This window comes from Gordonia crocea, from assembly GCF_009932435.1.
In the GTDB taxonomy this organism is placed as follows: domain Bacteria; phylum Actinomycetota; class Actinomycetes; order Mycobacteriales; family Mycobacteriaceae; genus Gordonia; species Gordonia crocea.
The window spans coordinates 1-19,975 of the sequence record NZ_BJOU01000014.1 but is presented as its reverse complement, the minus strand read 5'-3'; the positions used below and the strand labels follow the sequence as shown (position 1 = coordinate 19,975).

20 protein-coding genes and 2 pseudogenes are annotated in these 19,975 nt (G+C 67.3%); 13 read left to right on the top strand and 9 right to left on the bottom strand.

Annotated features, from left to right (window positions below; translation table 11 throughout):
* Nucleotides 1-15 precede the first annotated feature (15 nt).
* From nbrcactino_RS18545 to nbrcactino_RS18540, 4 genes are all read left to right on the top strand, one after another.
* Nucleotides 16-126 carry a hypothetical protein gene (locus tag nbrcactino_RS18545; RefSeq protein WP_371864592.1) on the top strand — a complete coding sequence of 37 codons (111 nt, stop codon included), beginning with the start codon at nt 16-18 and terminating at the stop codon, nt 124-126.
* Between the two features lie 112 nt (nt 127-238).
* Complete coding sequence (locus nbrcactino_RS18390; RefSeq protein ID WP_267130410.1) at nt 239-739, top strand: hypothetical protein; 501 nt, start codon at nt 239-241, stop codon at nt 737-739.
* A 419-nt stretch (nt 740-1,158) separates the two neighbouring features.
* The gene (locus nbrcactino_RS18385; protein ID WP_267130409.1) at nt 1,159-1,380 is read left to right on the top strand and encodes an AMP-binding enzyme; all 222 of its coding nucleotides are present in this window, start codon (nt 1,159-1,161) and stop codon (nt 1,378-1,380) included.
* On the top strand, nt 1,331-1,462 hold the full coding sequence (locus nbrcactino_RS18540) for an AMP-binding enzyme (RefSeq protein ID WP_371864591.1): 132 nt from the start codon (nt 1,331-1,333) through the stop codon (nt 1,460-1,462). The genes nbrcactino_RS18385 and nbrcactino_RS18540 overlap by 50 nt, the downstream gene beginning before the upstream one ends.
* Before the next feature lie 71 nt (nt 1,463-1,533).
* Here nbrcactino_RS18540 and nbrcactino_RS15065 read toward each other — a convergent pair whose 3' ends face one another.
* A complete protein-coding gene (locus tag nbrcactino_RS15065; protein ID WP_161925569.1) occupies nt 1,534-1,689 on the bottom strand; it encodes a hypothetical protein in 156 nt (51 codons plus the stop codon).
* A gap of 122 nt (nt 1,690-1,811) precedes the next feature.
* On the opposite strand from nbrcactino_RS15065, the gene nbrcactino_RS18535 reads away from it, so the two are divergent.
* The 6 genes from nbrcactino_RS18535 to nbrcactino_RS18435 all read left to right on the top strand — a co-directional run bounded on the left by nbrcactino_RS18535 (nt 1,812) and on the right by nbrcactino_RS18435 (nt 6,292).
* On the top strand, nt 1,812-2,678 hold the full coding sequence (locus nbrcactino_RS18535) for an SWIM zinc finger family protein (RefSeq protein ID WP_371864590.1): 867 nt from the start codon (nt 1,812-1,814) through the stop codon (nt 2,676-2,678).
* The gene (locus nbrcactino_RS15060) at nt 2,614-4,728 is read left to right on the top strand and encodes a DEAD/DEAH box helicase (protein ID WP_228460949.1); all 2,115 of its coding nucleotides are present in this window, start codon (nt 2,614-2,616) and stop codon (nt 4,726-4,728) included. The genes nbrcactino_RS18535 and nbrcactino_RS15060 overlap by 65 nt, the downstream gene beginning before the upstream one ends.
* Nucleotides 4,713-5,024: a helicase-related protein gene (locus nbrcactino_RS18285; protein ID WP_228460947.1), complete on the top strand. Its 312-nt coding sequence runs from the start codon at nt 4,713-4,715 to the stop codon at nt 5,022-5,024. Before nbrcactino_RS15060 ends, nbrcactino_RS18285 begins: the two co-directional genes overlap by 16 nt.
* On the top strand, nt 5,021-5,302 hold the full coding sequence (locus tag nbrcactino_RS18280; protein WP_228460945.1) for a helicase-related protein: 282 nt from the start codon (nt 5,021-5,023) through the stop codon (nt 5,300-5,302). Before nbrcactino_RS18285 ends, nbrcactino_RS18280 begins: the two co-directional genes overlap by 4 nt.
* Before the next feature lie 122 nt (nt 5,303-5,424).
* Nucleotides 5,425-6,093: a DcrB/PsbP domain-containing protein gene (locus tag nbrcactino_RS15055; protein ID WP_228460943.1), complete on the top strand. Its 669-nt coding sequence runs from the start codon at nt 5,425-5,427 to the stop codon at nt 6,091-6,093.
* A gap of 4 nt (nt 6,094-6,097) precedes the next feature.
* Nucleotides 6,098-6,292 (top strand): PNPOx family protein, encoded by a 195-nt coding sequence (locus nbrcactino_RS18435; protein WP_308470346.1) that lies wholly within the window; start codon nt 6,098-6,100, stop codon nt 6,290-6,292.
* 949 nt (nt 6,293-7,241) lie between these two features.
* On the opposite strand, the pseudogene nbrcactino_RS15045 reads toward nbrcactino_RS18435, so the two are convergent.
* From nbrcactino_RS15045 to nbrcactino_RS15035, 3 genes and pseudogenes are all read right to left on the bottom strand, one after another.
* Nucleotides 7,242-7,635, bottom strand: a pseudogene (locus nbrcactino_RS15045) (PPOX class F420-dependent oxidoreductase).
* A gap of 4 nt (nt 7,636-7,639) precedes the next feature.
* Nucleotides 7,640-8,308: a DcrB/PsbP domain-containing protein gene (locus nbrcactino_RS15040; protein WP_161925567.1), complete on the bottom strand. Its 669-nt coding sequence runs from the start codon at nt 8,306-8,308 to the stop codon at nt 7,640-7,642.
* A gap of 123 nt (nt 8,309-8,431) precedes the next feature.
* Complete coding sequence (locus nbrcactino_RS15035) at nt 8,432-11,839, bottom strand: DEAD/DEAH box helicase (RefSeq protein WP_161925568.1); 3,408 nt, start codon at nt 11,837-11,839, stop codon at nt 8,432-8,434.
* A 197-nt stretch (nt 11,840-12,036) separates the two neighbouring features.
* Between nbrcactino_RS15035 and nbrcactino_RS15030 the strand changes: the two genes are divergently transcribed.
* A complete protein-coding gene (locus nbrcactino_RS15030) occupies nt 12,037-12,192 on the top strand; it encodes a hypothetical protein (protein ID WP_161925569.1) in 156 nt (51 codons plus the stop codon).
* Nucleotides 12,193-12,263: 71 nt separating this feature from the next.
* Here nbrcactino_RS15030 and nbrcactino_RS15025 read toward each other — a convergent pair whose 3' ends face one another.
* Both nbrcactino_RS15025 and nbrcactino_RS15020 read right to left on the bottom strand, forming a co-directional pair.
* Nucleotides 12,264-13,889: an acyl-CoA synthetase gene (locus nbrcactino_RS15025; RefSeq protein ID WP_161925570.1), complete on the bottom strand. Its 1,626-nt coding sequence runs from the start codon at nt 13,887-13,889 to the stop codon at nt 12,264-12,266.
* A 157-nt stretch (nt 13,890-14,046) separates the two neighbouring features.
* Nucleotides 14,047-14,775 (bottom strand): class I SAM-dependent methyltransferase, encoded by a 729-nt coding sequence (locus nbrcactino_RS15020; RefSeq protein WP_161925571.1) that lies wholly within the window; start codon nt 14,773-14,775, stop codon nt 14,047-14,049.
* A gap of 58 nt (nt 14,776-14,833) precedes the next feature.
* Here nbrcactino_RS15020 and nbrcactino_RS15015 point away from each other — a divergent pair, with 58 nt between their 5' ends.
* On the top strand, nt 14,834-15,967 hold the full coding sequence (locus tag nbrcactino_RS15015; protein WP_161925572.1) for a glycosyltransferase family 4 protein: 1,134 nt from the start codon (nt 14,834-14,836) through the stop codon (nt 15,965-15,967).
* Here the strand turns inward: nbrcactino_RS15015 and nbrcactino_RS15010 are convergent.
* Both nbrcactino_RS15010 and nbrcactino_RS15005 read right to left on the bottom strand, forming a co-directional pair.
* Nucleotides 15,901-17,637: an MmpA family trehalose lipid delivery protein gene (locus tag nbrcactino_RS15010; protein WP_186343276.1), complete on the bottom strand. Its 1,737-nt coding sequence runs from the start codon at nt 17,635-17,637 to the stop codon at nt 15,901-15,903. The two genes, nbrcactino_RS15015 and nbrcactino_RS15010, sit on opposite strands and share 67 nt — an antisense overlap.
* On the bottom strand, nt 17,634-18,554 hold the full coding sequence (locus nbrcactino_RS15005) for an HpcH/HpaI aldolase/citrate lyase family protein (RefSeq protein WP_161925573.1): 921 nt from the start codon (nt 18,552-18,554) through the stop codon (nt 17,634-17,636). Before nbrcactino_RS15005 ends, nbrcactino_RS15010 begins: the two co-directional genes overlap by 4 nt.
* A 111-nt stretch (nt 18,555-18,665) precedes the next feature.
* On the opposite strand from nbrcactino_RS15005, the gene nbrcactino_RS15000 reads away from it, so the two are divergent.
* Nucleotides 18,666-19,847, top strand: a complete 1,182-nt coding sequence (locus nbrcactino_RS15000) for a polysaccharide biosynthesis protein (protein WP_228460591.1) — start codon at nt 18,666-18,668, stop codon at nt 19,845-19,847.
* Here the strand turns inward: nbrcactino_RS15000 and nbrcactino_RS14995 are convergent.
* Nucleotides 19,816-19,975: pseudogene (locus nbrcactino_RS14995) on the bottom strand (polysaccharide deacetylase family protein); the annotation flags it as partial. The gene nbrcactino_RS15000 and the pseudogene nbrcactino_RS14995 overlap by 32 nt on opposite strands.

Genomic DNA, 19,975 nt, shown 5'->3' with positions numbered 1-19,975 from the left:
TCCAGGCCAACGGCGGTGGTCGATGAAGCAGGCACCCTGACGTACGCAGAGTTGGATGCGCGGGCCAACGCCGTCGCCAACCAATTGCATGCCGATGGTCTGCGCCAAGGCGATGGGTGGGCGTGATTGCCCGCGACCACCGCGGCCTGTTGACTATGATCGCCCGCAAACCGGCCGAGCCGGGATCCGGCTGGCCATTGATTGAACAACGGCTTCGGCAAGCCGCAGTTTCAACGAGGTGGCTGAGCGTGAGGGCATCAAAGCCATGTTCTACGACGAGGAGTTCAGCGACCTCGTTGCGGACTTCCCGGGCGACAAGCGCACCCTTACCTGGGTCGATACCAAGGCGCCCAAAGGAATTCGCGTCCTGGAGGACATCGCTGCCACCGGCAACACCGCGAAGCCGCCGGTTCCCTCGGAGTTCGCCGGATTCGTCATCCTGACCAGCGGAACGACCGGGCTGCCAAGGGGGCCCAGCGCGCGAAGGCTCTCACCGTTCGCCAGTGCGCTCATCCTCGACCGGATCCCGCTGCCGCAGCGCAAGGCTGCGGTGATCGTGTCCACCCATCTTCCACTCCACCGGTGGGCGATGTGGGGGGTGTCCACGGCACTGGGCAACACCGCCGTGCTCATGCGCCGCTTCGATCCGGAGAAGACGCTGCAGGCCATTGCCGAGCACAAGGCCGAGGTGCTCGTCCGCGGTCCCGACCATGCTGTACCGGATCCTCGCGTTGGGTGACGAGGTCATCGCCAAGTACGACACCTCGTCGCTCAAGGACCGTCGTGGTCGCCGGGTCGGCGTTGCCGCCTGCCCTGTGTGAGCGGTGGCAGGACACCTTCGGCGACACGCTGTACAACCTGTACGGCTCGACTGAGGTTCGCGGTCGCGGCCGTCGCCCAGCCGAAAGACCTGCGTCTGGCGCCCGGGTCTATCGGGAAACCGCCCATCTCAAGCTATCTGCGGCTTTACGACGACAACGACAAACAGGTCACCGCGCGCACACGTGCCCGGCCGGCTGTTCGTGCGCAACGGTGCGCCGTTCGAGGGGTACACCGACGGTCGCAGCAAGCAGGTCATCGACGGTTACATGTCGACCGGCGACATGGCGCTGCGCGGACGAACACGGCCTGTGGCACATCGCCGGGCGTGACGACGACATGATCGTTTCCGGTGGGGAGAACCTCTACCCGCAAGAGGTGGAGAACCTGCTGGCGGCGCATCCCGATGTTGCCGATGTCGCCGTGATCGGGGTGGACGACGAGGAGTTCGGCAAGCGGCTGCGGGCCTTCATCGTCGCGGCCGAGGGTAAGCAGCCCCACCGAGGACGAGATCCGCGCCTACGTCAAGGCAAATCTGGCGCGCTACAAGGTGCCGCGTGATGTCGTTATTGTCGACGATCTCCCGCGTAACCCGACCGGCAAACTCGTGCGCCGGGAATTGCCAACTGGGCCGCTGACCTAGCCGACCTGCCCCAGCGCAAGAGCCCGAATGCTGCAGCAGTCGGGCCCTTTTGCGTCGCGGATCGCGGGTGCTCAGTACCAGCCGTAATAGTGGCGACGGCGGTGCGCATCCCACATGCGGCGGCGGTAGCGGCGGCGGTGGCGCCAGCCCGGGCCGTAGCCATCGTTCCCGTATCCACCGTGGTGGCGCGGGCGGTCGTAGTCGTAATCGTGGTGGTGACGAGGCATCGTCTTGTCCTTTCGTGCCGGGGTCGAACTCTTCAACCACCAAGAACGTATCCAGCGCACCTCCGCAGCAACGTGTCACAGCCTGGACGGTTCCTGGGAATCCGTCCGCCAGGGTTCAGACAATGTCGGCGCGGTGTTCGTCGGGGGACTCCGCGCCCGTCCCGGACAACGGTCGGGCTACGCCTACCCTGGTCCCATGCCGTCGTTCGATCCGTTGGAGTTCTTCACCGCCGCGGATTCTTTACGACGACTTCGATCCCGGCAGTATTCAACGGGGGATCGGCTACGCTGACCGCGGCCGCATCATGAACCGAACCTGGTCCGACGACGGGCTGTCGTTGCGCGCCAAGTGTGTCGGCTCTGGGCGTGTCTACGACGTCGTTGTGCAGTTCGCGGCCCAGGGGGCCGGTGGCCGCAGTCTGACTGTCGCAACGTGCACCTGTCCGGTCGGTGCTGAGTGCAAGCACGCCGTCGCGCTTCTGGTCACCGAGTCGCGGGACCCGGCAGCAGGGGCAGGGGGCCCGGCGGGCTCCCCCTGGCGCACGGTCCTGGGCGGGCTTACCGCGCAGACGGCACCGGGGCCTTCGGCGGTGGCGCTCGGCCGTTCGTTGGGTATCCAGTTTCATCTGCCCAAGGCCACGCAGTACGCGCAACACCCGGCGCCCACCATCGCGTTGGTGACCACGGGCAAGACCGGAAGTTGGATCAAGACCGGGATCAAACTGGACGGCCACGGTCGCGGGGGTCGGGCTATGTGCCGGGGATGTCGGGGCGGTTCGACCCAGAACAGTACGACGACGAGCAGTTGCGCGCGATCCGCGGGATCGCCCGTGCCTTCGCGACGAACTATCAGGCACACAGCGGTGGTTCACTCGCCGCTCGGCTCGGCCCCCGCCGACATTTGGGATCTGCTGGAGCGGGCTCGTGACGCGGGGGGTGGCCCTGTTGCCATCGCCGACGCTGGGCGTGGCGTCGGTGGAGTTGATTAAGACCTACGGAGTAGGGCTGGAGGTGTCTCGTGCCACCGGCGACCGCGGTGGGATCACCGTGCGGACCTTCGTGCACGTCAACCACGAGGCGTACGACGGTGGACCGGTGGGGTTGATCGGTGTCCCCCGCCCGCATGGGATGTTCTCGATCAGCGGGACGGCAATGCTGATCGGTCCGTTCACTTCGCCCGGTGATGACCGTGGGCTGGAGCGTCTGCTCGCCGCCCCGGCGATGCACATCCCCGAGGAGGAAGTGGCGGAGTTCGCCACCGAAGTGGTGCCGACGCTGCCGGCGTCGTTGCCGGTGCTCGTCGACGACGAGGCCATCGTCAAGCCGAGGATCGACGGGCCGTTTGAACTGCTGCGGATCGACCTCAACGAGCAGGGTGCGCGGGTCCGCTGGGGGTGCCGCTTACGAGATCAATGGTCGCCTCAAGCCCGTCGCCGCGGGGTCGGGCGCACTGGCGTACCGCGACGTCGAGGCGGAGTCACGTGCGCTGGCGCAGGTGCGCGACGCGATGCAGACGGTCGCCGCGGTGTGCGGCCGGTGGCGCCAACCAGGCCATCCACCACCTCCAGCAGGACATGCGCAACGCAGGTCCAACCGGCCCGGGTCGAGTTGCAGAACCGGATCGACGATCTTGCCGAAGCGCCGTCGGTGCCCGACGCCGCCCGGATCGCCGATGTGGACCTGTTGCGTCGCGTCTATACCTATTCGCCCGTCGACGCCGCAGTGCTCTGCCACGAGGTGTTGCCGCTGCTGCGCGAACACGGGATCCACGTCGAGGTCGACGGTGACGCGGACCGATTCCGCGCCGCGCAGGGCGATCCGGATATCACGCTGACCGCCGACGACGGCGGCAACGACTGGTTCAACCTGCACGTGCGGGTCGAGGTTGACGGCGCGGTGGTGCCGCTGGACCGGCTGATCGTCGAGTTGAACAGCAGCGCGACGCACATGCTCCTCGACGACGGGACCTACTTCCCGCTCGACCATCCGGCGCTGGCGCGGCTGGCCGAGTTGCTCGACGAAGCACGGGCGCTGGGGGAGATCGAGGGATCGCGGGTGCGCCGCGAGTCCTACAACGCGACGTTGTGGGAGGAACTGCTCTCCCTCGGCGTCGTCGACGGCGATCTGGTCCGGTGGCAACAACGGATGGTCCACCTCGCGACGGCGTCGCTGCCCGAGCCCGGCACCCCGCCACCCACGCTGCAGGCGCAGCTGCGCGACTATCAGCTCGACGGCTACAACTGGCTGAAGTTCTTGTGGGACAACCGGATCGGCGGAGTCCTCGCCGATGACATGGGGTTGGGCAAGACGGTGCAGGGATTGTCGTTGATCGCCAGCGCCCTGCAGGACGATCCGACCGCGCGGTTCTTGGTGATCGCACCCACCAGCGTCGTCGGGAACTGGGTGCGCGAAGCAGCCAAGTTCTTACCGTCGGCGCCAGCGGTATCGGTGTCGTCGGTGCGGACCGACGGGCCGGTCGACGAGCAGATCGGTGACGCGCGGATCGTCGTCACGTCGTACACCCTGTTCCGGCTGCAATTCGACGCCTTCGAGTCCTTCGATTGGGCGGCAGTGTTCTTCGACGAAGCGCAGTTCATCAAGAACCACAACGGCAAGACCCACCAGTGCGCCCGCCGGCTCACCGCGCAGATGAAGGTCGCGATGACCGGCACGCCGATGGAGAACAGCCTGATGGAACTGTGGGCGTTGCTGTCGGTGAGTGCGCCGGGACTCTTCCCCTCGCCCAAGGCGTTCACCGACTACTTCCGCAAGCCGATCGAATCCGGTGCCGAGCCGCAGCGCCTCGCCCTGCTGCGCCGCCGGATCCGCCCGATCATGCTCCGGCGCACCAAAGACCAAGTGGTGAAGGATCTGCCGCCAAAGCAGGAACAGATCCTCGCCCTGGACCTGCACCCCAAGCACGAAAAGATCTACCAGACCCGGCTCAACCGTGAACGGCAGAAAGTCCTTGGGCTGCTGGGGATTGGGAACGCAACCGGTTCGAGATCTTCCGATCGCTCACCATGCTGCGACAGCTGAGCTTGCATGCCGGACTGGTCGACGAGAAGGATGCCGGTGTCGCGTCGGCGAAGATCGATCATCTCGCCGAGCAGTTGCCCGAGCTGATTGCCGAGGGGCATTCGGCGCTGGTGTTCAGCCAGTTCACCGGATTCCTCGCGCTGGTGCGCGAGCGTCTCGATGAGCTGGGCATCGGCTACGCCTACCTCGACGGGTCGATGACGGCGAAGGCGCGCTCGGCCGAGATCGCCCGGTTTCACCGGTGGGCAGGTGCAGGTCTTCCTGATCAGCCCTCAAGGCTGGCGGATTCGGGTTGAACCTGACCGAGGCCGACTACTGCTTTGTGTGCGATCCGTGGTGGAACCCGGCCGCCGAAGCCCAAGCTGTCGACCGAGCCCACCGCATCGGCCAGACTCGGCCGGTGACCGTGTACCGCTTGGTGTCGGCGGGGACCATCGAGGAGAAGGTCATCGCGCTGCAGGACCGCAAGCGCGAGTTATTCACTGCGGTGGTCGACGAGGGCGACTTGTTCGGCGCCGGGATCAGCGAGAGCGACATCCGCGAGTTGCTCGGCGAGGGAACATTGCCGACCTGAGGACCTGCCAGAAGTGGTCGAATTGAGGGGCCTGGAGGGCATATTTCCCTCGACACCCCGGATTTTGGCCACTTCTGGCAGCAATGACGGTGCAGGCGCACGCCGGTCGGGCATGGTGAGTCATGCGCAAACTGATCGTGCTGTTGGGTGCCGGGGTGCTGGCACTCGGGCTGTCCGCGTGTGATGTCCGCCCCGGTGCGGGTCCGGAGAAGTCAACGAAGGTTGTGACGATCGTCGCGGTCGTTGACGGCAAACCCGCCAACGGGTTTCACATGGAACCGATGACTGGCGACAACACCATCGACTGCCAGTACGCGACGATCAGTCGGGCGGCGACCACGATGGGGGTGTTTGGCGGGTGCGGGTGCGTCGGCGCAATCGGCCGATGTGTGTTGGCCGGGGAAGGACAACAGTTGCTGTGCGGGGTGGACACCGTGGGACAAGGGCTTATCGGCTGGACGATCACCGCGGGGCAGTTGCCGCTGGGTGCTGAGCCGAAGGCCGAGCCCGAGCCGTGGGGATGGAACTGGCTGACGGCCGCAAGTGCCGCGCTCGGGTGGGTGGCGCGTGGGGCGGGAGAATCCGATTGGGATGGTCGGCGCCTACTCGTGCACCGGCTCGCAGCAGGAGGTTGTGCTGCAGGGCGGCGACGCTGCTACGCCGTCGACCGTTCGACTCCCGATCTGGACGGTCCAGGTCGGCAAACTCGGTGCGGGGCGCCTGACTTTGGCCCACCGAGCCGGGTCGGGGTTCGGGTCGCCTACTTCGCCGGGGCGCAGGTAGGAGGATGACACCATGGCATTCACCGATAGCGAACTGGCCTATTTGAAGAGTCAACGGTTGGGTCGTTTGGCGACGCAGAAGCCGAACGGCACGCTGCAGAACAGCCCGGTCGGCTTCTCGGTCAACGACGACGGGACGGTCGATGTCGGGGGATACAACATGGATCAGAGTCGCAAGTATCGCAACGTCGCTGAGAACGGCCGGTAGCATCCGTCGTCGACGATCTCGCCTCGGTCAAGCCGTGGGCGGGTCCGCTGCGTGGAGATTCGGGGCCGCCGGACGAGGCCGTACCCGGTACGGGGAATCGGGCGCGATTGTCCGGATCCATCCCGAACGGGTGATCAGCTTCGGCCTCGACGAGGAGCGCGAAGCGCACAGACTCACGGTCAACTCCCGCGATGTGTAGGCCTCCTCGGCGATCCGCGTTGCGTACGGAGCATCGTCGGGCCCGTTCGTTGGGTTGTTACCTTCGGCGGATCGACCTATCGTCGATTGGTGGTAGACGAGCATGTTGGGATCGACGATGAAGACAGCGATCGTTGCTGGAGCAATCGCCCTGGCCTTTGGGGTGGCCGGCGCGGCCCATGCCGAACCGGATCAGCAGTCCGAGCGCAGCGTCCTGATGGGTACCGCCCTGCCAGTCCGTCGGCGACACCGCCCAGGAGCCGAGCAGATGGATCGCTGTGGTGTGCGACATGAACCCGCAGGTCGGCTACCCGACCTGGCTGGCACCGTGATTCGCTGCTGAGAAAAGCACCCCAGACGCGGCGCCGAGGGAAGACTTCCCTCGGCGCCTCGTCTGGGGGCTTTTCTCAGCAGCGAATCACGGTGCCAGCCACTGTCGGGTAGCCGACCTGCGGGTTCATGTCCGCACACCACCAGCGATCCATCGCTCGGCTCCTGGGCGGTGTCGCCGACGGACTGGCAGGCGGTACCCATCAGGACGCTGCGCTCGGACTGCTGATCCGGTTCGGCATGGGCCGCGCCGGCCCCCCAAAGGCCAGGGCGATTGCTCCAGCAACGATCGCTGTCTTCATCGTCGACTCCCAACATGCTCGTCTACCACCATCGACGATAGGTCGATCCGCCGAATGGTAACAACCCACGAACGGTCCCGACGATGCTCCGTACGCCACCGCGGATCGCCGAGGAAGGCCTACACATCGCGGGAGTTGACCGTGAGTCTGTGCGCTTCGCGCTCCTCGTCGAGGCCGAAGCTGATCACCCGTTCGGGATGGATCCGGACAATCGCGCCCGATTCCCCGGTACCGGGTACGGCCTCGCCGCGGCCCCCGAATCTCCACGCAGCGGACCCGCCACGGCTTGACCGAGGCGAGATCGTCGACGACGAGTGCTACCCGGCCGTTCTCAGCGACGTTGCGATACTTGCGACTCTGATCCATGTTGTATCCCCCGACATCGACCGTCCCGTCGTCGTTGACCGAGAAGCCGACCGGGCTGTTCTGCAGCGTGCCGTTCGGCTTCTGCGTCGCCAAACGACCCAACCGTTGACTCTTCAAATAGGCCAGTTCGCTATCGGTGAATGCCATGGTGTCATCCTCCTACCTGCGCCCCGGCGAAGTAGGCGACCCGAACCCCGACCCGGCTCGGTGGGCCAAAGTCAGGCGCCCCGGCACCGAGTTTGCCGACCTGGACCGTCCAGATCGGAGTCGAACGGTCGACGGCGGTAGCAGCGTCGCCGCCCTGCAGCACAACCTCCTGCTGCGAGCCGGTGCACGAGTAGGCGCCGACCATCCCATCGGATCTCCCGCCCCACGCGCCACCCACCCGAGCGCGGCACTTGCGGCCGTCAGCCAGTTCCATCCCCCACGGCTCGGGCTCGGCCTTCGGCTCAGCACCCAGCGGCAACTGCCCCGCGGTGATCGTCCAGCCGATAAGCACCTTGTCCCACGGTGTCACCCCGCACAGCAACGTGTTGTCCTTCCCCGGCCAACACACATCGGCCGATTGCGCCGACGCACCGCACCCGCCAAACACCCCCATCGTGGTCGCCGCCCGACTGATCGTCGCGTACTGGCAGTCGATGGTGTTGTCGCCAGTCATCGGTTCCATGTGAAACCCGTTGGCGGGTTTGCCGTCAACGACCGCGACGATCGTCACAACCTTCGTTGACTTCTCCGGACCCGCACCGGGGCGGACATCACACGCGGACAGCCCGAGTGCCAGCACCCCGGCACCCAACAGCACGATCAGTTTGCGCATGACTCCACCATGCCCGACCGGCGTGCGCCTGCACCGTCATTGCTGCCAGAAGTGGCCAAAATCCGGGGGGTCGAGGGAAATATGCCCTCCAGGCCCCTCAATTCGACCACTTCTGGCAGGTCCTCAGGTCGGCAATGTTCCCTCGCCGAGCAACTCGCGGATGTCGCTCTCGCTGATCCCGGCGCCGAACAAGTCGCCCTCGTCGACCACCGCAGTGAATAACTCGCGCTTGCGGTCCTGCAGCGCGATGACCTTCTCCTCGATGGTCCCCGCCGACACCAAGCGGTACACGGTCACCGGCCGAGTCTGGCCGATGCGGTGGGCTCGGTCGACAGCTTGGGCTTCGGCGGCCGGGTTCCACCACGGATCGCACACAAAGCAGTAGTCGGCCTCGGTCAGGTTCAACCCGAATCCGCCAGCCTTGAGGCTGATCAGGAAGACCTGCACCTGCCCACCGGTGAACCGGGCGATCTCGGCCGAGCGCGCCTTCGCCGTCATCGACCCGTCGAGGTAGGCGTAGCCGATGCCCAGCTCATCGAGACGCTCGCGCACCAGCGCGAGGAATCCGGTGAACTGGCTGAACACCAGCGCCGAATGCCCCTCGGCAATCAGCTCGGGCAACTGCTCGGCGAGATGATCGATCTTCGCCGACGCGACACCGGCATCCTTCTCGTCGACCAGTCCGGCATGCAAGCTCAGCTGTCGCAGCATGGTGAGCGATCGGAAGATCTCGAACCGGTTGCGTTCCCAATCCCCCAGCAGCCCAAGGACTTTCTGCCGTTCACGGTTGAGCCGGGTCTGGTAGATCTTTTCGTGCTTGGGGTGCAGGTCCAGGGCGAGGATCTGTTCCTGCTTTGGCGGCAGATCCTTCACCACTTGGTCTTTGGTGCGCCGGAGCATGATCGGGCGGATCCGGCGGCGCAGCAGGGCGAGGCGCTGCGGCTCGGCACCGGATTCGATCGGCTTGCGGAAGTAGTCGGTGAACGCCTTGGGCGAGGGGAAGAGTCCCGGCGCACTCACCGACAGCAACGCCCACAGTTCCATCAGGCTGTTCTCCATCGGCGTGCCGGTCATCGCGACCTTCATCTGCGCGGTGAGCCGGCGGGCGCACTGGTGGGTCTTGCCGTTGTGGTTCTTGATGAACTGCGCTTCGTCGAAGAACACTGCCGCCCAATCGAAGGACTCGAAGGCGTCGAATTGCAGCCGGAACAGGGTGTACGACGTGACGACGATCCGCGCGTCACCGATCTGCTCGTCGACCGGCCCGTCGGTCCGCACCGACGACACCGATACCGCTGGCGCCGACGGTAAGAACTTGGCTGCTTCGCGCACCCAGTTCCCGACGACGCTGGTGGGTGCGATCACCAAGAACCGCGCGTCGGGATCGTCCTGCAGGGCGCTGGCGATCAACGACAATCCCTGCACCGTCTTGCCCAACCCCATGTCATCGGCGAGGACTCCGCCGATCCGGTTGTCCCACAAGAACTTCAGCCAGTTGTAGCCGTCGAGCTGATAGTCGCGCAGCTGCGCCTGCAGCGTGGGTGGCGGGGTGCCGGGCTCGGGCAGCGACGCCGTCGCGAGGTGGACCATCCGTTGTTGCCACCGGACCAGATCGCCGTCGACGACGCCGAGGGAGAGCAGTTCCTCCCACAACGTCGCGTTGTAGGACTCGCGGCGCACCCGCGATCCCTCGATCTCCCCCAGCGCCCGTGCTTCGTCGAGCAACTCGGCCAGCCGCGCCAGCGCCGGATGGTCGAGCGGGAAGTAGGTCCCGTCGTCGAGGAGCATGTGCGTCGCGCTGCTGTTCAACTCGACGATCAGCCGGTCCAGCGGCACCACCGCGCCGTCAACCTCGACCCGCACGTGCAGGTTGAACCAGTCGTTGCCGCCGTCGTCGGCGGTCAGCGTGATATCCGGATCGCCCTGCGCGGCGCGGAATCGGTCCGCGTCACCGTCGACCTCGACGTGGATCCCGTGTTCGCGCAGCAGCGGCAACACCTCGTGGCAGAGCACTGCGGCGTCGACGGGCGAATAGGTATAGACGCGACGCAACAGGTCCACATCGGCGATCCGGGCGGCGTCGGGCACCGACGGCGCTTCGGCAAGATCGTCGATCCGGTTCTGCAACTCGACCCGGGCCGGTGGACCTGCGTTGCGCATGTCCTGCTGGAGGTGGTGGATGGCCTGGTTGCGCCACCGGCCGCACACCGCGGCGACCGTCTGCATCGCGTCGCGCACCTGCGCCAGCGCACGTGACTCCGCCTCGACGTCGCGGTACGCCAGTGCGCCCGACCCCGCGGCGACGGGCTTGAGGCGACCATTGATCTCGTAAGCGGCACCCCAGCGGACCCGCGCACCCTGCTCGTTGAGGTCGATCCGCAGCAGTTCAAACGGCCCGTCGATCCTCGGCTTGACGATGGCCTCGTCGTCGACGAGCACCGGCAACGACGCCGGCAGCGTCGGCACCACTTCGGTGGCGAACTCCGCCACTTCCTCCTCGGGGATGTGCATCGCCGGGGCGGCGAGCAGACGCTCCAGCCCACGGTCATCACCGGGCGAAGTGAACGGACCGATCAGCATTGCCGTCCCGCTGATCGAGAACATCCCATGCGGGCGGGGGACACCGATCAACCCCACCGGTCCACCGTCGTACGCCTCGTGGTTGACGTGCACGAAGGTCCGCACGGTGATCCCACCGCGGTCGCCGGTGGCACGAGACACCTCCAGCCCTACTCCGGAGGTCTTAATCAACTCCACCGACGCCACGCCCAGCGTCGGCGATGGCAACAGGGCCACCCCCGCGTCACGAGCCCGCTCCAGCAGATCCCAAATGTCGGCGGGGGCCGAGCCGAGCGCGAGTGAACCACCGCTGTGTGCCTGATAGTTCGTCGCGAAGGCACGGGCGATCCCGCGGATCGCGCGCAACTGCTCGTCGTCGTACTGTTCTGGGTCGAACCGCCCCGACATCCCCGGCACATAGCCCGACCCCGCGACCGTGGCCGTCCAGTTGATCCCGGTCTTGATCCAACTTCCGGTCTTGCCCGTGGTCACCAACGCGATGGTGGGCGCCGGGTGTTGCGCGTACTGCGTGGCCTTGGGCAGATGAAACTGGATACCCAACGAACGGCCGAGCGCCACCGCCGAAGGCCCCGGTGCCGTCTGCGCGGTAAGCCCGCCCAGGACCGTGCGCCAGGGGGAGCCCGCCGGGCCCCCTGCCCCTGCTGCCGGGTCCCGCGACTCGGTGACCAGAAGCGCGACGGCGTGCTTGCACTCAGCACCGACCGGACAGGTGCACGTTGCGACAGTCAGACTGCGGCCACCGGCCCCCTGGGCCGCGAACTGCACAACGACGTCGTAGACACGCCCAGAGCCGACACACTTGGCGCGCAACGACAGCCCGTCGTCGGACCAGGTTCGGTTCATGATGCGGCCGCGGTCAGCGTAGCCGATCCCCCGTTGAATACTGCCGGGATCGAAGTCGTCGTAAAGATCCGCGGCGGTGAAGAACTCCAACGGATCGAACGACGGCATGGGACCAGGGTAGGCGGTAGCCCCGACCGTTGTCCGGGACGGGCGCGGAGTCCCCGACGAACACCGCGCCGACATTGTCTGAACCCTGGCGGACGGATTCCCAGGAACCGTCCAGGCTGTGACACGTTGCTGCGGAGGTGCGCTGGATACGTTCTTGGTGGTTGAAGAGTTCGACCCCGGCACGAAAGGACAAGACGATGCCTCGTCACCACCACGATTACGACTACGACCGCCCGCGCCACCACGGTGGATACGGGAACGATGGCTACGGCCCGGGCTGGCGCCACCGCCGCCGCTACCGCCGCCGCATGTGGGATGCGCACCGCCGTCGCCACTATTACGGCTGGTACTGAGCACCCGCGATCCGCGACGCAAAAGGGCCCGACTGCTGCAGCAGTCGGGCTCTTGCGCTGGGGCAGGTCGGCTAGGTCAGCGGCCCAGTTGGCAATTCCCGGCGCACGAGTTTGCCGGTCGGGTTACGCGGGAGATCGTCGACAATAACGACATCACGCGGCACCTTGTAGCGCGCCAGATTTGCCTTGACGTAGGCGCGGATCTCGTCCTCGGTGGGCTGCTTACCCTCGGCCGCGACGATGAAGGCCCGCAGCCGCTTGCCGAACTCCTCGTCGTCCACCCCGATCACGGCGACATCGGCAACATCGGGATGCGCCGCCAGCAGGTTCTCCACCTCTTGCGGGTAGAGGTTCTCCCCACCGGAAACGATCATGTCGTCGTCACGCCCGGCGATGTGCCACAGGCCGTGTTCGTCGCGCAGCGCCATGTCGCCGGTCGACATGTAACCGTCGATGACCTGCTTGCTGCGACCGTCGGTGTACCCCTCGAACGGCGCACCGTTGCGCACGAACAGCCGGCCGGGCACGTTGCGCGCGGTGACCTGTTTGTCGTTGTCGTCGTAAAGCCGCAGATAGCTTGAGATGGGCGGTTTCCCGATAGACCCGGGCGCCAGACGCAGGTCTTTCGGCTGGGCGACGGCCGCGACCGCGACCTCAGTCGAGCCGTACAGGTTGTACAGCGTGTCGCCGAAGGTGTCCTGCCACCGCTCACACAGGGCAGGCGGCAACGCCGACCCGGCGACCACGACGGTCTTGAGCGACGAGGTGTCGTACTTGGCGATGACCTCGTCACCCAACGCGAGGATCCGGTACAGCATGGTCGGGACCGCGACGAGCACCTCGGCCTTGTGCTCGGCAATGGCCTGCAGCGTCTTCTCCGGATCGAAGCGGCGCATGAGCACGGCGGTGTTGCCCAGTGCCGTGGACACCCCCCACATCGCCCACCCGGTGGAGTGGAAGATGGGTGACACGATCACCGCAGCCTTGCGCTGCGGCAGCGGGATCCGGTCGAGGATGAGCGCACTGGCGAACGGTGAGAGCTTCGCGCGCTGGGCCCCCTTGGGCAGCCCGGTCGTTCCGCTGGTCAGGATGACGAATCCGGCGAACTCCGAGGGAACCGGCGGCTTCGCGGTGTTGCCGGTGGCAGCGATGTCCTCCAGGACGCGAATTCCTTTGGGCGCCTTGGTATCGACCCAGGTAAGGGTTCGCTTGTCGGCCGGGAAGTCGGCAACGAGGTCGCTGAACTCCTCGTCGTAGAACATGGCTTTGATGCCCTCACGCTCAGCCACCTCGTTGAACTGCGGCTTGCCGAAGCCGGTGTTCATCATGGCCAGCCGGATCCCGGCTCGGCCGGTTGCGGCGATCATCGTCAACAGGCCGCGGTGGTCGCGGGCAATCACGCCCACCACATCGCCTTGGCGCAGACCATCGGCATGCAATTGGTTGGCGACGGCGTTGGCCCGCGCATCCAACTCTGCGTACGTCAGGGTGCCTGCTTCATCGACCACCGCCGGTTGGCCTGGATACTCGCTCGCAACATGTCCGACCACCGTGGCGACCGGCCCCACCAGTTTGGCCAGCTTGGCCGCCTCGGCCGCCTTCCTGGGCTGCTTGAGATTGATCGCTCCGGAATTCTGGAGCACCTTGATGGCGCCGATAGTGTCCGAGATCTGCTCGATAACGTTGCGCAGTGCCATGTGCACCTTTCCCCTCGTGCCCACCAGCCCTAACGGGTTTCTGACTACGGGCGTTGTCCGACGATCAGGTTAGCGGACCGCTATGACTGGCACCACACTAGCCAGTGACTCGCCGTGTGACGGGCAAACCGCTGACACAAACCGGCCGGGTGCCGCATCACCCGTCCCGACGCAGCACCAGTACCAGATTCGTGGCGGCGACCTCGCGCACGCCCGGAACCTTGAGAACCCACCACATCCACCGGGGTAAGTACCGAGGGAAGGCGCCGAGTAACGAGGCGCCGCGCGCACTTCTTGCCCACGCCAGCCCCTGTGCCGCAGTGACTTTGAACAGCGACTCGCCGTAGAAATTCTTCGGCGGGTGCCCGTGGCGCCGGGTGTAGCGGGCCGCGGCGCGGTGACCGCCCAGATAGTGGGTCAGCCCCATCTCATGCCCGCCGAATGGCCCCCACCACAGCGTGTAGCTGATGATGATCACCCCACCGGGGCGGGTCACCCGGATCATCTCGTCAGCCATCTCCCACGGCCGCGGCGTGTGCTCCACCACGTTCGACGACAAGCACACGTCCACCGAGCCGTCGGCGAACGGCAGCGCCTCCCCTGCCGCGCGCACCGTCGTGCGGTGGGCCAGCCCAGCGGCGCGCAGTTCGCCGGCATCGGGGTCGACGGCCAGATAGCGGACCCCGCGTCGGGCAAAGGCATCGGCGAAGTAGCCCGGCCCACCCCCGACGTCGAGCACCACCGCCCCTCCCGTGCCTGCCAGCGCATCGACCATCTCCGCGGTATCGACGGCCAATGCGCCGTAGAAGCGCGCCGGATCAGACTGCTCGTAGCGGAAGTCGCGGAGCAGGCCCCAGGCCCGGCGCCACGTCGCTTGGCGTTTCATGCGGTCGAACACAGCAGGAACAGTAGTCGCCACCCGGGTGCGTATCCTGGTCGGAGTTATGTCCGCCCCCGCGTCCGCCCCCGTCATCACCCTGCTGTGCTGGCGCGATCTTGAACACCCCCAAGGCGGCGGCAGTGAGCGCTACATCCAACGGGTCGGCGCCGAACTGGCGAGGCGCGGCGCCCGAGTGACCTTGCTGACGGCGGCATTCCCCGGCTGCGACGCTGAGACCGTCGTCGACGGCGTGCGGATCATCCGCCGCGGCGGACGGCTGTCGGTGTATCCGCGCGCGCTGCTCATCCTGGCCGGCGCACGGCTGGGCATCGGACCGCTACGCGGCATCTTTCCCGACGTGGTGGTCGACACCCAGAACGGGGTGCCGTTCTTCGCGTCGCTGCTGACCCGGCGCGTCGTCGTGCTGGTGCACCACTGTCACCGCGAGCAGTGGCCGGTCGCGGGTCCGGTGCTGTCGCGAATCGGCTGGTGGATCGAGTCGCGACTGTCGCCGTGGGCGCATCGCCACCGACGCTATGTCACCGTCTCGGCACCGTCACGAGACGAGCTCGTCGGCCTCGGCGTCGACCCGACGCGGATCTCGGTGGTGCGCGCCGGGATCGACCCGCCGCACGCGGTCGATGTGGCCGCGGACGAGTACCGGATCGTTGCCCTGTCCCGCCTGGTGCCGCACAAGCAGGTCGAGCATGCCCTCGGAGTCGTCGCCGCCCTGCGCACCGATATCCCCGACCTGACCCTCGACGTCGTCGGCGGCGGCTGGTGGGGCGACCGGCTGCGCGCCCATGCCGAGGCGCTGGACATCGCCGACCGCGTCCACTTCCACGGCCACGTATCCGAGGCACGCAAACACGAGCTGCTCGCCAGCGCGCACGTGCACCTCATGCCGTCACGCAAGGAGGGGTGGGGCATCGCGGTGATCGAGGCAGCACAGCACGGCGTGCCAACAATCGGGTACCGCTGCTCGGCCGGGTTGACCGATTCGATCGAGGACGGGGTGACTGGGCTGCTCGTCGACGGCCCGGCTGAGCTCGCTGCCGCCACCCGCGAACTGCTGGAGAACCCCGACGAGGCCCGTAGCCTGGGTACGGCGGCCCGCGAGGCCGCCGCCGGCTACTCCTGGTCGGCCACCGCCGACGGATTCACCGCGGTCTTCGAGCAGGTCCTGGCGCCGCGCTGACCGATCCGGCCCGCCACCAGTACCAGCGCGGAAAACAACCCGAGCAGCCACACCAGGTGGGCCCCGATGACCACCGCGCGGGATAACGCCGACGCCCCGGGAATGACCGCCGGGTTCTCGATCCGGTACAGCCGCAGATAGTCGCCGTCGAAAACCGGTGTCGCCGTGGACAGCCCAGATGGAGTGCCCGTGCGCTCCGGTTCTTCGACGAGCACCCAGCCAACCCCGTGAGACGCCAACACCGACGGCCCGGCCCCCTCGGTCAGCGCGCGCTCCAACGCGGCCGCGCGGCGCGTCGGGTTGGCGTCGACGGTCGTGCCGTCGATGTCGAGGGCACCGGATTCGAGGACCGGTGCGCGTAGCAGTCGCCGCGCCGGGTCGAGGCTGGGCGTCGAGGTGAACGAGTAGTCCCGGATCATTCCGGTGGGCCAGAGTGCCACCGCCCCTTGATCTTTCGGGATCATCTGGGCCACCGTCTGCCAGTCGGCGGGCAGGTCCACCGGATGGAGGCGCGCCGCACCATCGGGAAGCGGTGCGACGATGAGCACCGCCACACCGGTGAGCGCGAACCCGGCCGGGACGAACCGGCCCAGACCCGCAACCGCCCCCGCCACCCCGATGGCGACGGCGGGCAGGCACAACGCAAGGAACTTCTGGGTGTCCCGGAACAGCCCGGCCCCGGCGATGTGCTCGACCGCCCACCCCATCGTCGAGACTCCCCAACTCGTCGACGCGAGGACGACGAAGGCGACGGTGGTGAGTGCCAACGCCGCGGCGATGATCGCCAGCCCCCGGGATTCTCGACCCTCCCGACGGCGCAGGTGCCACCACCCGGCCGCCACCACGGCGAGGAACAGGACCGTCGCGACCGCGGCCCACCACGTGGTGCGGCTCGCGGGCACGGCGTCGGCATTCCAGATTCCGGCCATGCCGAATGCAGTCAGCACGCGCCCCAGGCCCGGCTCGGCCCGCAACGAGAACACTTGCGCCCCGGCCGGATCCCCGACCGTCGACGCGGATCCCAGCGCGGTCGCAACGAGCCACGGTGCAGCGCCGATCACCACGGCGGCCAATGCCGCGAAGAGTCGTCGCGGGTTGGTCGGGGCCGGGAGGATCACCGCCGCCAGCACCGCGGCTGCGGCCAGCACGGAACCGGTCGGGGTGAGCCCCGCACCGAGAACCGCAGCCCACAACAGCGGCCAGCCCGCTGCCTCCGAACGCCAAATACGTTCGGCGGCAACAAGAATCCACGGGATGGCGGCGTACCCGGCGAACAAGCTCCAGTGGCCCTGCATCATTCTCTCGACGACCCACGGATTCCACACCGCGACAAGCGCCGCAGCGCACCGAGGCGCCCAGCCAGCGTCGGACACGACTCGTCCGGCAAGGATCCCGGCGCCGATTCCGCTGAGCATCAACGCGATCCAGGTCAGGGCGATGACGACGCCCGTCCCCGGAAGGACGGCGCCGACCATCGCCAACAGCGCGTCCTGGGGCACCGCCCGCGCGGGGCTCTCGCCCAGGCCTAGTGCGGCGTCAGTCAGGTAGGACCGCGGCGTCGACACCGCATCGCGCATGAGCAGCGAACCGCCGCGCATCCCCGCGCCGAGGACGAGTGCGCTGCTGCCCGCGCTGACCGCGAGCAGTGCACCCGACCCGCGTCGACTCAATAGTGGTACGTATCCGAAGGTGCGGTGGAATGCCCGGCCTCGTCGGTGGCATAGGTGCTGGTGGTGATCCCGTACGCCCGAGCCAGGTCGAGGATCTTCGTGGCCCGGGCGATCCGGGGCAGGTCCGAACCATTGCGGATCTCGCCCCCGTCGGCGTCGAACTCCGCGAAGAATTCGCGCGCCCACTTGATGTCGTCCTGCGAGGGCGAGAGGCCCTCGTTGACCGGCGCACACTGGTCGGGGGTCAGACAGATCTTGCCGGTCATGCCGAACTCGACGCTGACCGAGGTGGCTTCCGAGAGCTTCAGCGCGCTCGAACCGACTGTGGGGCCGTCGATCGCACTGGGCAGGTGCGCGGCCTTCGCCGCGATGGTGAAGCGCGACCGCGCATAAGCGAGCGTCATTGGGTTCTCGCCGAAGCCGGTGTCGCGGCGGAAGTCGCCGATGCCGAAGGCCAGCCGGAACGTGCCCTTGGCCGACGCGATCTCGCCGATCCGCTCCAGGCCGCGGGCGGTCTCCACCAGCGCGACGATCGGCACATTGGGCAGCCGGTTCGCCGTCTCGGTCACATGGTCCATCGACTCGACCATGGCCAGCATGACGCCGCCAACCGAGGTCTTCGACAGTGCCGCGAGGTCGTCAGCCCACCAGGGAGTACCAAAACCGTTAATGCGGACCCAGTCGTCGTGGCCCTCGGTCATCCATCGCACCGCATTGTCGCGGGCGGCCACCTTATCCTTCGGCGCTACCGCGTCTTCGATGTCGATGATGACGATGTCGGCACGCGACCGCGAAGCCGGTTCGAACCGCTCAAACTGGGCACCATTGACGAGCAGCCAGCTGCGCGCCAGTACCGGATCAATGCGCGACCCAACATCCTCGGCGTCGGGGTTGGTCACGAATTCTTGGTCGTACACGCCCTCTATCGTCGCCTATCCCTCCCGGCGATGCCAAAGCGGCCGGGCACAACGGGCAGACTTAATGCCGTGAGGGTTGTCGGCGGCGGGCTCGTGCGCTCAGTTGGAGCGGTGACTGTCGGGGCGATGGTCGCCAATATCGCGGCCTACCTGGTGGCGCTGCCGGCCAGTCGCGCCCTGGGCGCGGTCGACTATGGGGTCTTCGGCGTGGTCATGGCGGCGATGGTCATCGCGGCCGCGCCGTCGATGGCGGTGCAGGCGGTGATCGCACGCGAGGTGGTGCGGGGCCGGCCGGGGCTGACCACCTTGGGGCTGCGGGCGGCAGCCCTGGTGGCGATGTTTTCCCTGGTGGCCGGCGTCGTGCTGGTGCCGCTCACCCGGATACCGATGTCCGCAGCGGCTGCTGGCCTGGTGATGGCTCCGCTGATCACGGTGACCGCCGCCGCCCAGGGTTTCCTGCAAGGGCGCGGCCAGTTCCACCGCCTCGGATGGTTGTTGGGCCTGGTCGGCCTACTGCGGTCGGGACCGATCATCGTGGCGCTGGGACTAGGGGCGGCGGCGACCGGCGCACTCTGGGCCGGGGCGTTGGGGACTCTCGCCGCGGCGGGTGTGGCCTGGAGTCTGCTGAGAATCTCCCCCTCCGATACCGCCAAGGGAAGTGTTCCCCCCGATGCCCACCAGGGGAACACTTTCAGCAGCGGTGCCGGGGTAGGGAGCGTGCTGGCCGCCTCCCAGGTCCAGTTGGCGCTGCTGGTGGCGGTATCGCTGGACCTGCTGCTGGCCCGCGTGGTGCTCTCGGCCACCGACGCTGGCGTCTACGCCCTCGGCGCGGTGGCGACGAAGGCCGCCTTCTGGTTGCCCCAGGCGATTGGCACGGTCGTCTATCCGCGCCTCGCCGCGCCCGAACGCGACTCCCGTTCGCTGCGGATGGCACTAGGCGTGGTGGCTGGCATCGGCGCCGTCACCGTCGTCGGGACCTGGGTGCTGTCCCCCCTCGTCCCCCGAATCGTCGGCGAGGAGTACCGGCCGCTGACCGGGATCCTGTGGCTGTTCGCCGCCACCGGCGCGGTGCTGTCCCTGCTCGCGCTGCTCCTCCTGGCCGTGATCGCAGTCCGGCGGACGACCATCGGGCTGGCGGTCTGGGCCTGCACCGCTCTCGAGGCCGTGGCCATTCTCGGGTGGGCCGACTCGGTGACGTCGCTGGTCGCCATCGCGGCGACCGCGGCGACCGTGATGACGGCCCTCTGTCTGGTCGCCGTGATCAGCGCGGAGCGAAGTAGTCGTCGAGCGTGACCATCTGCAGTCGGCGCTGCCGGATGATCGTCGTGAAATGGTCGTACACGCGCGTGACCGGATCATCGTTGGCGTGGCCGATCACGATTCGCTGTGGCCGAAAGTACCTGCGGGCGGCGCCGATCAGA

What these genes read in the sequence shown, in the direction of transcription:
- nbrcactino_RS15040 (WP_161925567.1), bottom strand. Translation starts at nt 8,308, where the DNA reads ATGCGCAAACTGATCGTGCTGTTGGGTGCCGGGGTGCTGGCACTCGGG.
- nbrcactino_RS15065 (WP_161925569.1), bottom strand. Translation starts at nt 1,689, where the DNA reads ATGCCTCGTCACCACCACGATTACGACTACGACCGCCCGCGCCACCAC.
- nbrcactino_RS18435 (WP_308470346.1), top strand. Translation starts at nt 6,098, where the DNA reads ATGGCATTCACCGATAGCGAACTGGCCTATTTGAAGAGTCAACGGTTG.
- nbrcactino_RS15055 (WP_228460943.1), top strand. Translation starts at nt 5,425, where the DNA reads ATGCGCAAACTGATCGTGCTGTTGGGTGCCGGGGTGCTGGCACTCGGG.
- nbrcactino_RS15015 (WP_161925572.1), top strand. Translation starts at nt 14,834, where the DNA reads ATGTCCGCCCCCGCGTCCGCCCCCGTCATCACCCTGCTGTGCTGGCGC.
- nbrcactino_RS18385 (WP_267130409.1), top strand. Translation starts at nt 1,159, where the DNA reads ATGATCGTTTCCGGTGGGGAGAACCTCTACCCGCAAGAGGTGGAGAAC.
- nbrcactino_RS15020 (WP_161925571.1), bottom strand. Translation starts at nt 14,775, where the DNA reads ATGAAACGCCAAGCGACGTGGCGCCGGGCCTGGGGCCTGCTCCGCGAC.
- nbrcactino_RS18285 (WP_228460947.1), top strand. Translation starts at nt 4,713, where the DNA reads ATGCTGCGACAGCTGAGCTTGCATGCCGGACTGGTCGACGAGAAGGAT.
- nbrcactino_RS15030 (WP_161925569.1), top strand. Translation starts at nt 12,037, where the DNA reads ATGCCTCGTCACCACCACGATTACGACTACGACCGCCCGCGCCACCAC.
- nbrcactino_RS15025 (WP_161925570.1), bottom strand. Translation starts at nt 13,889, where the DNA reads ATGGCACTGCGCAACGTTATCGAGCAGATCTCGGACACTATCGGCGCC.
- nbrcactino_RS15035 (WP_161925568.1), bottom strand. Translation starts at nt 11,839, where the DNA reads ATGCCGTCGTTCGATCCGTTGGAGTTCTTCACCGCCGCGGATCTTTAC.
- nbrcactino_RS18535 (WP_371864590.1), top strand. Translation starts at nt 1,812, where the DNA reads ATGTCGGCGCGGTGTTCGTCGGGGGACTCCGCGCCCGTCCCGGACAAC.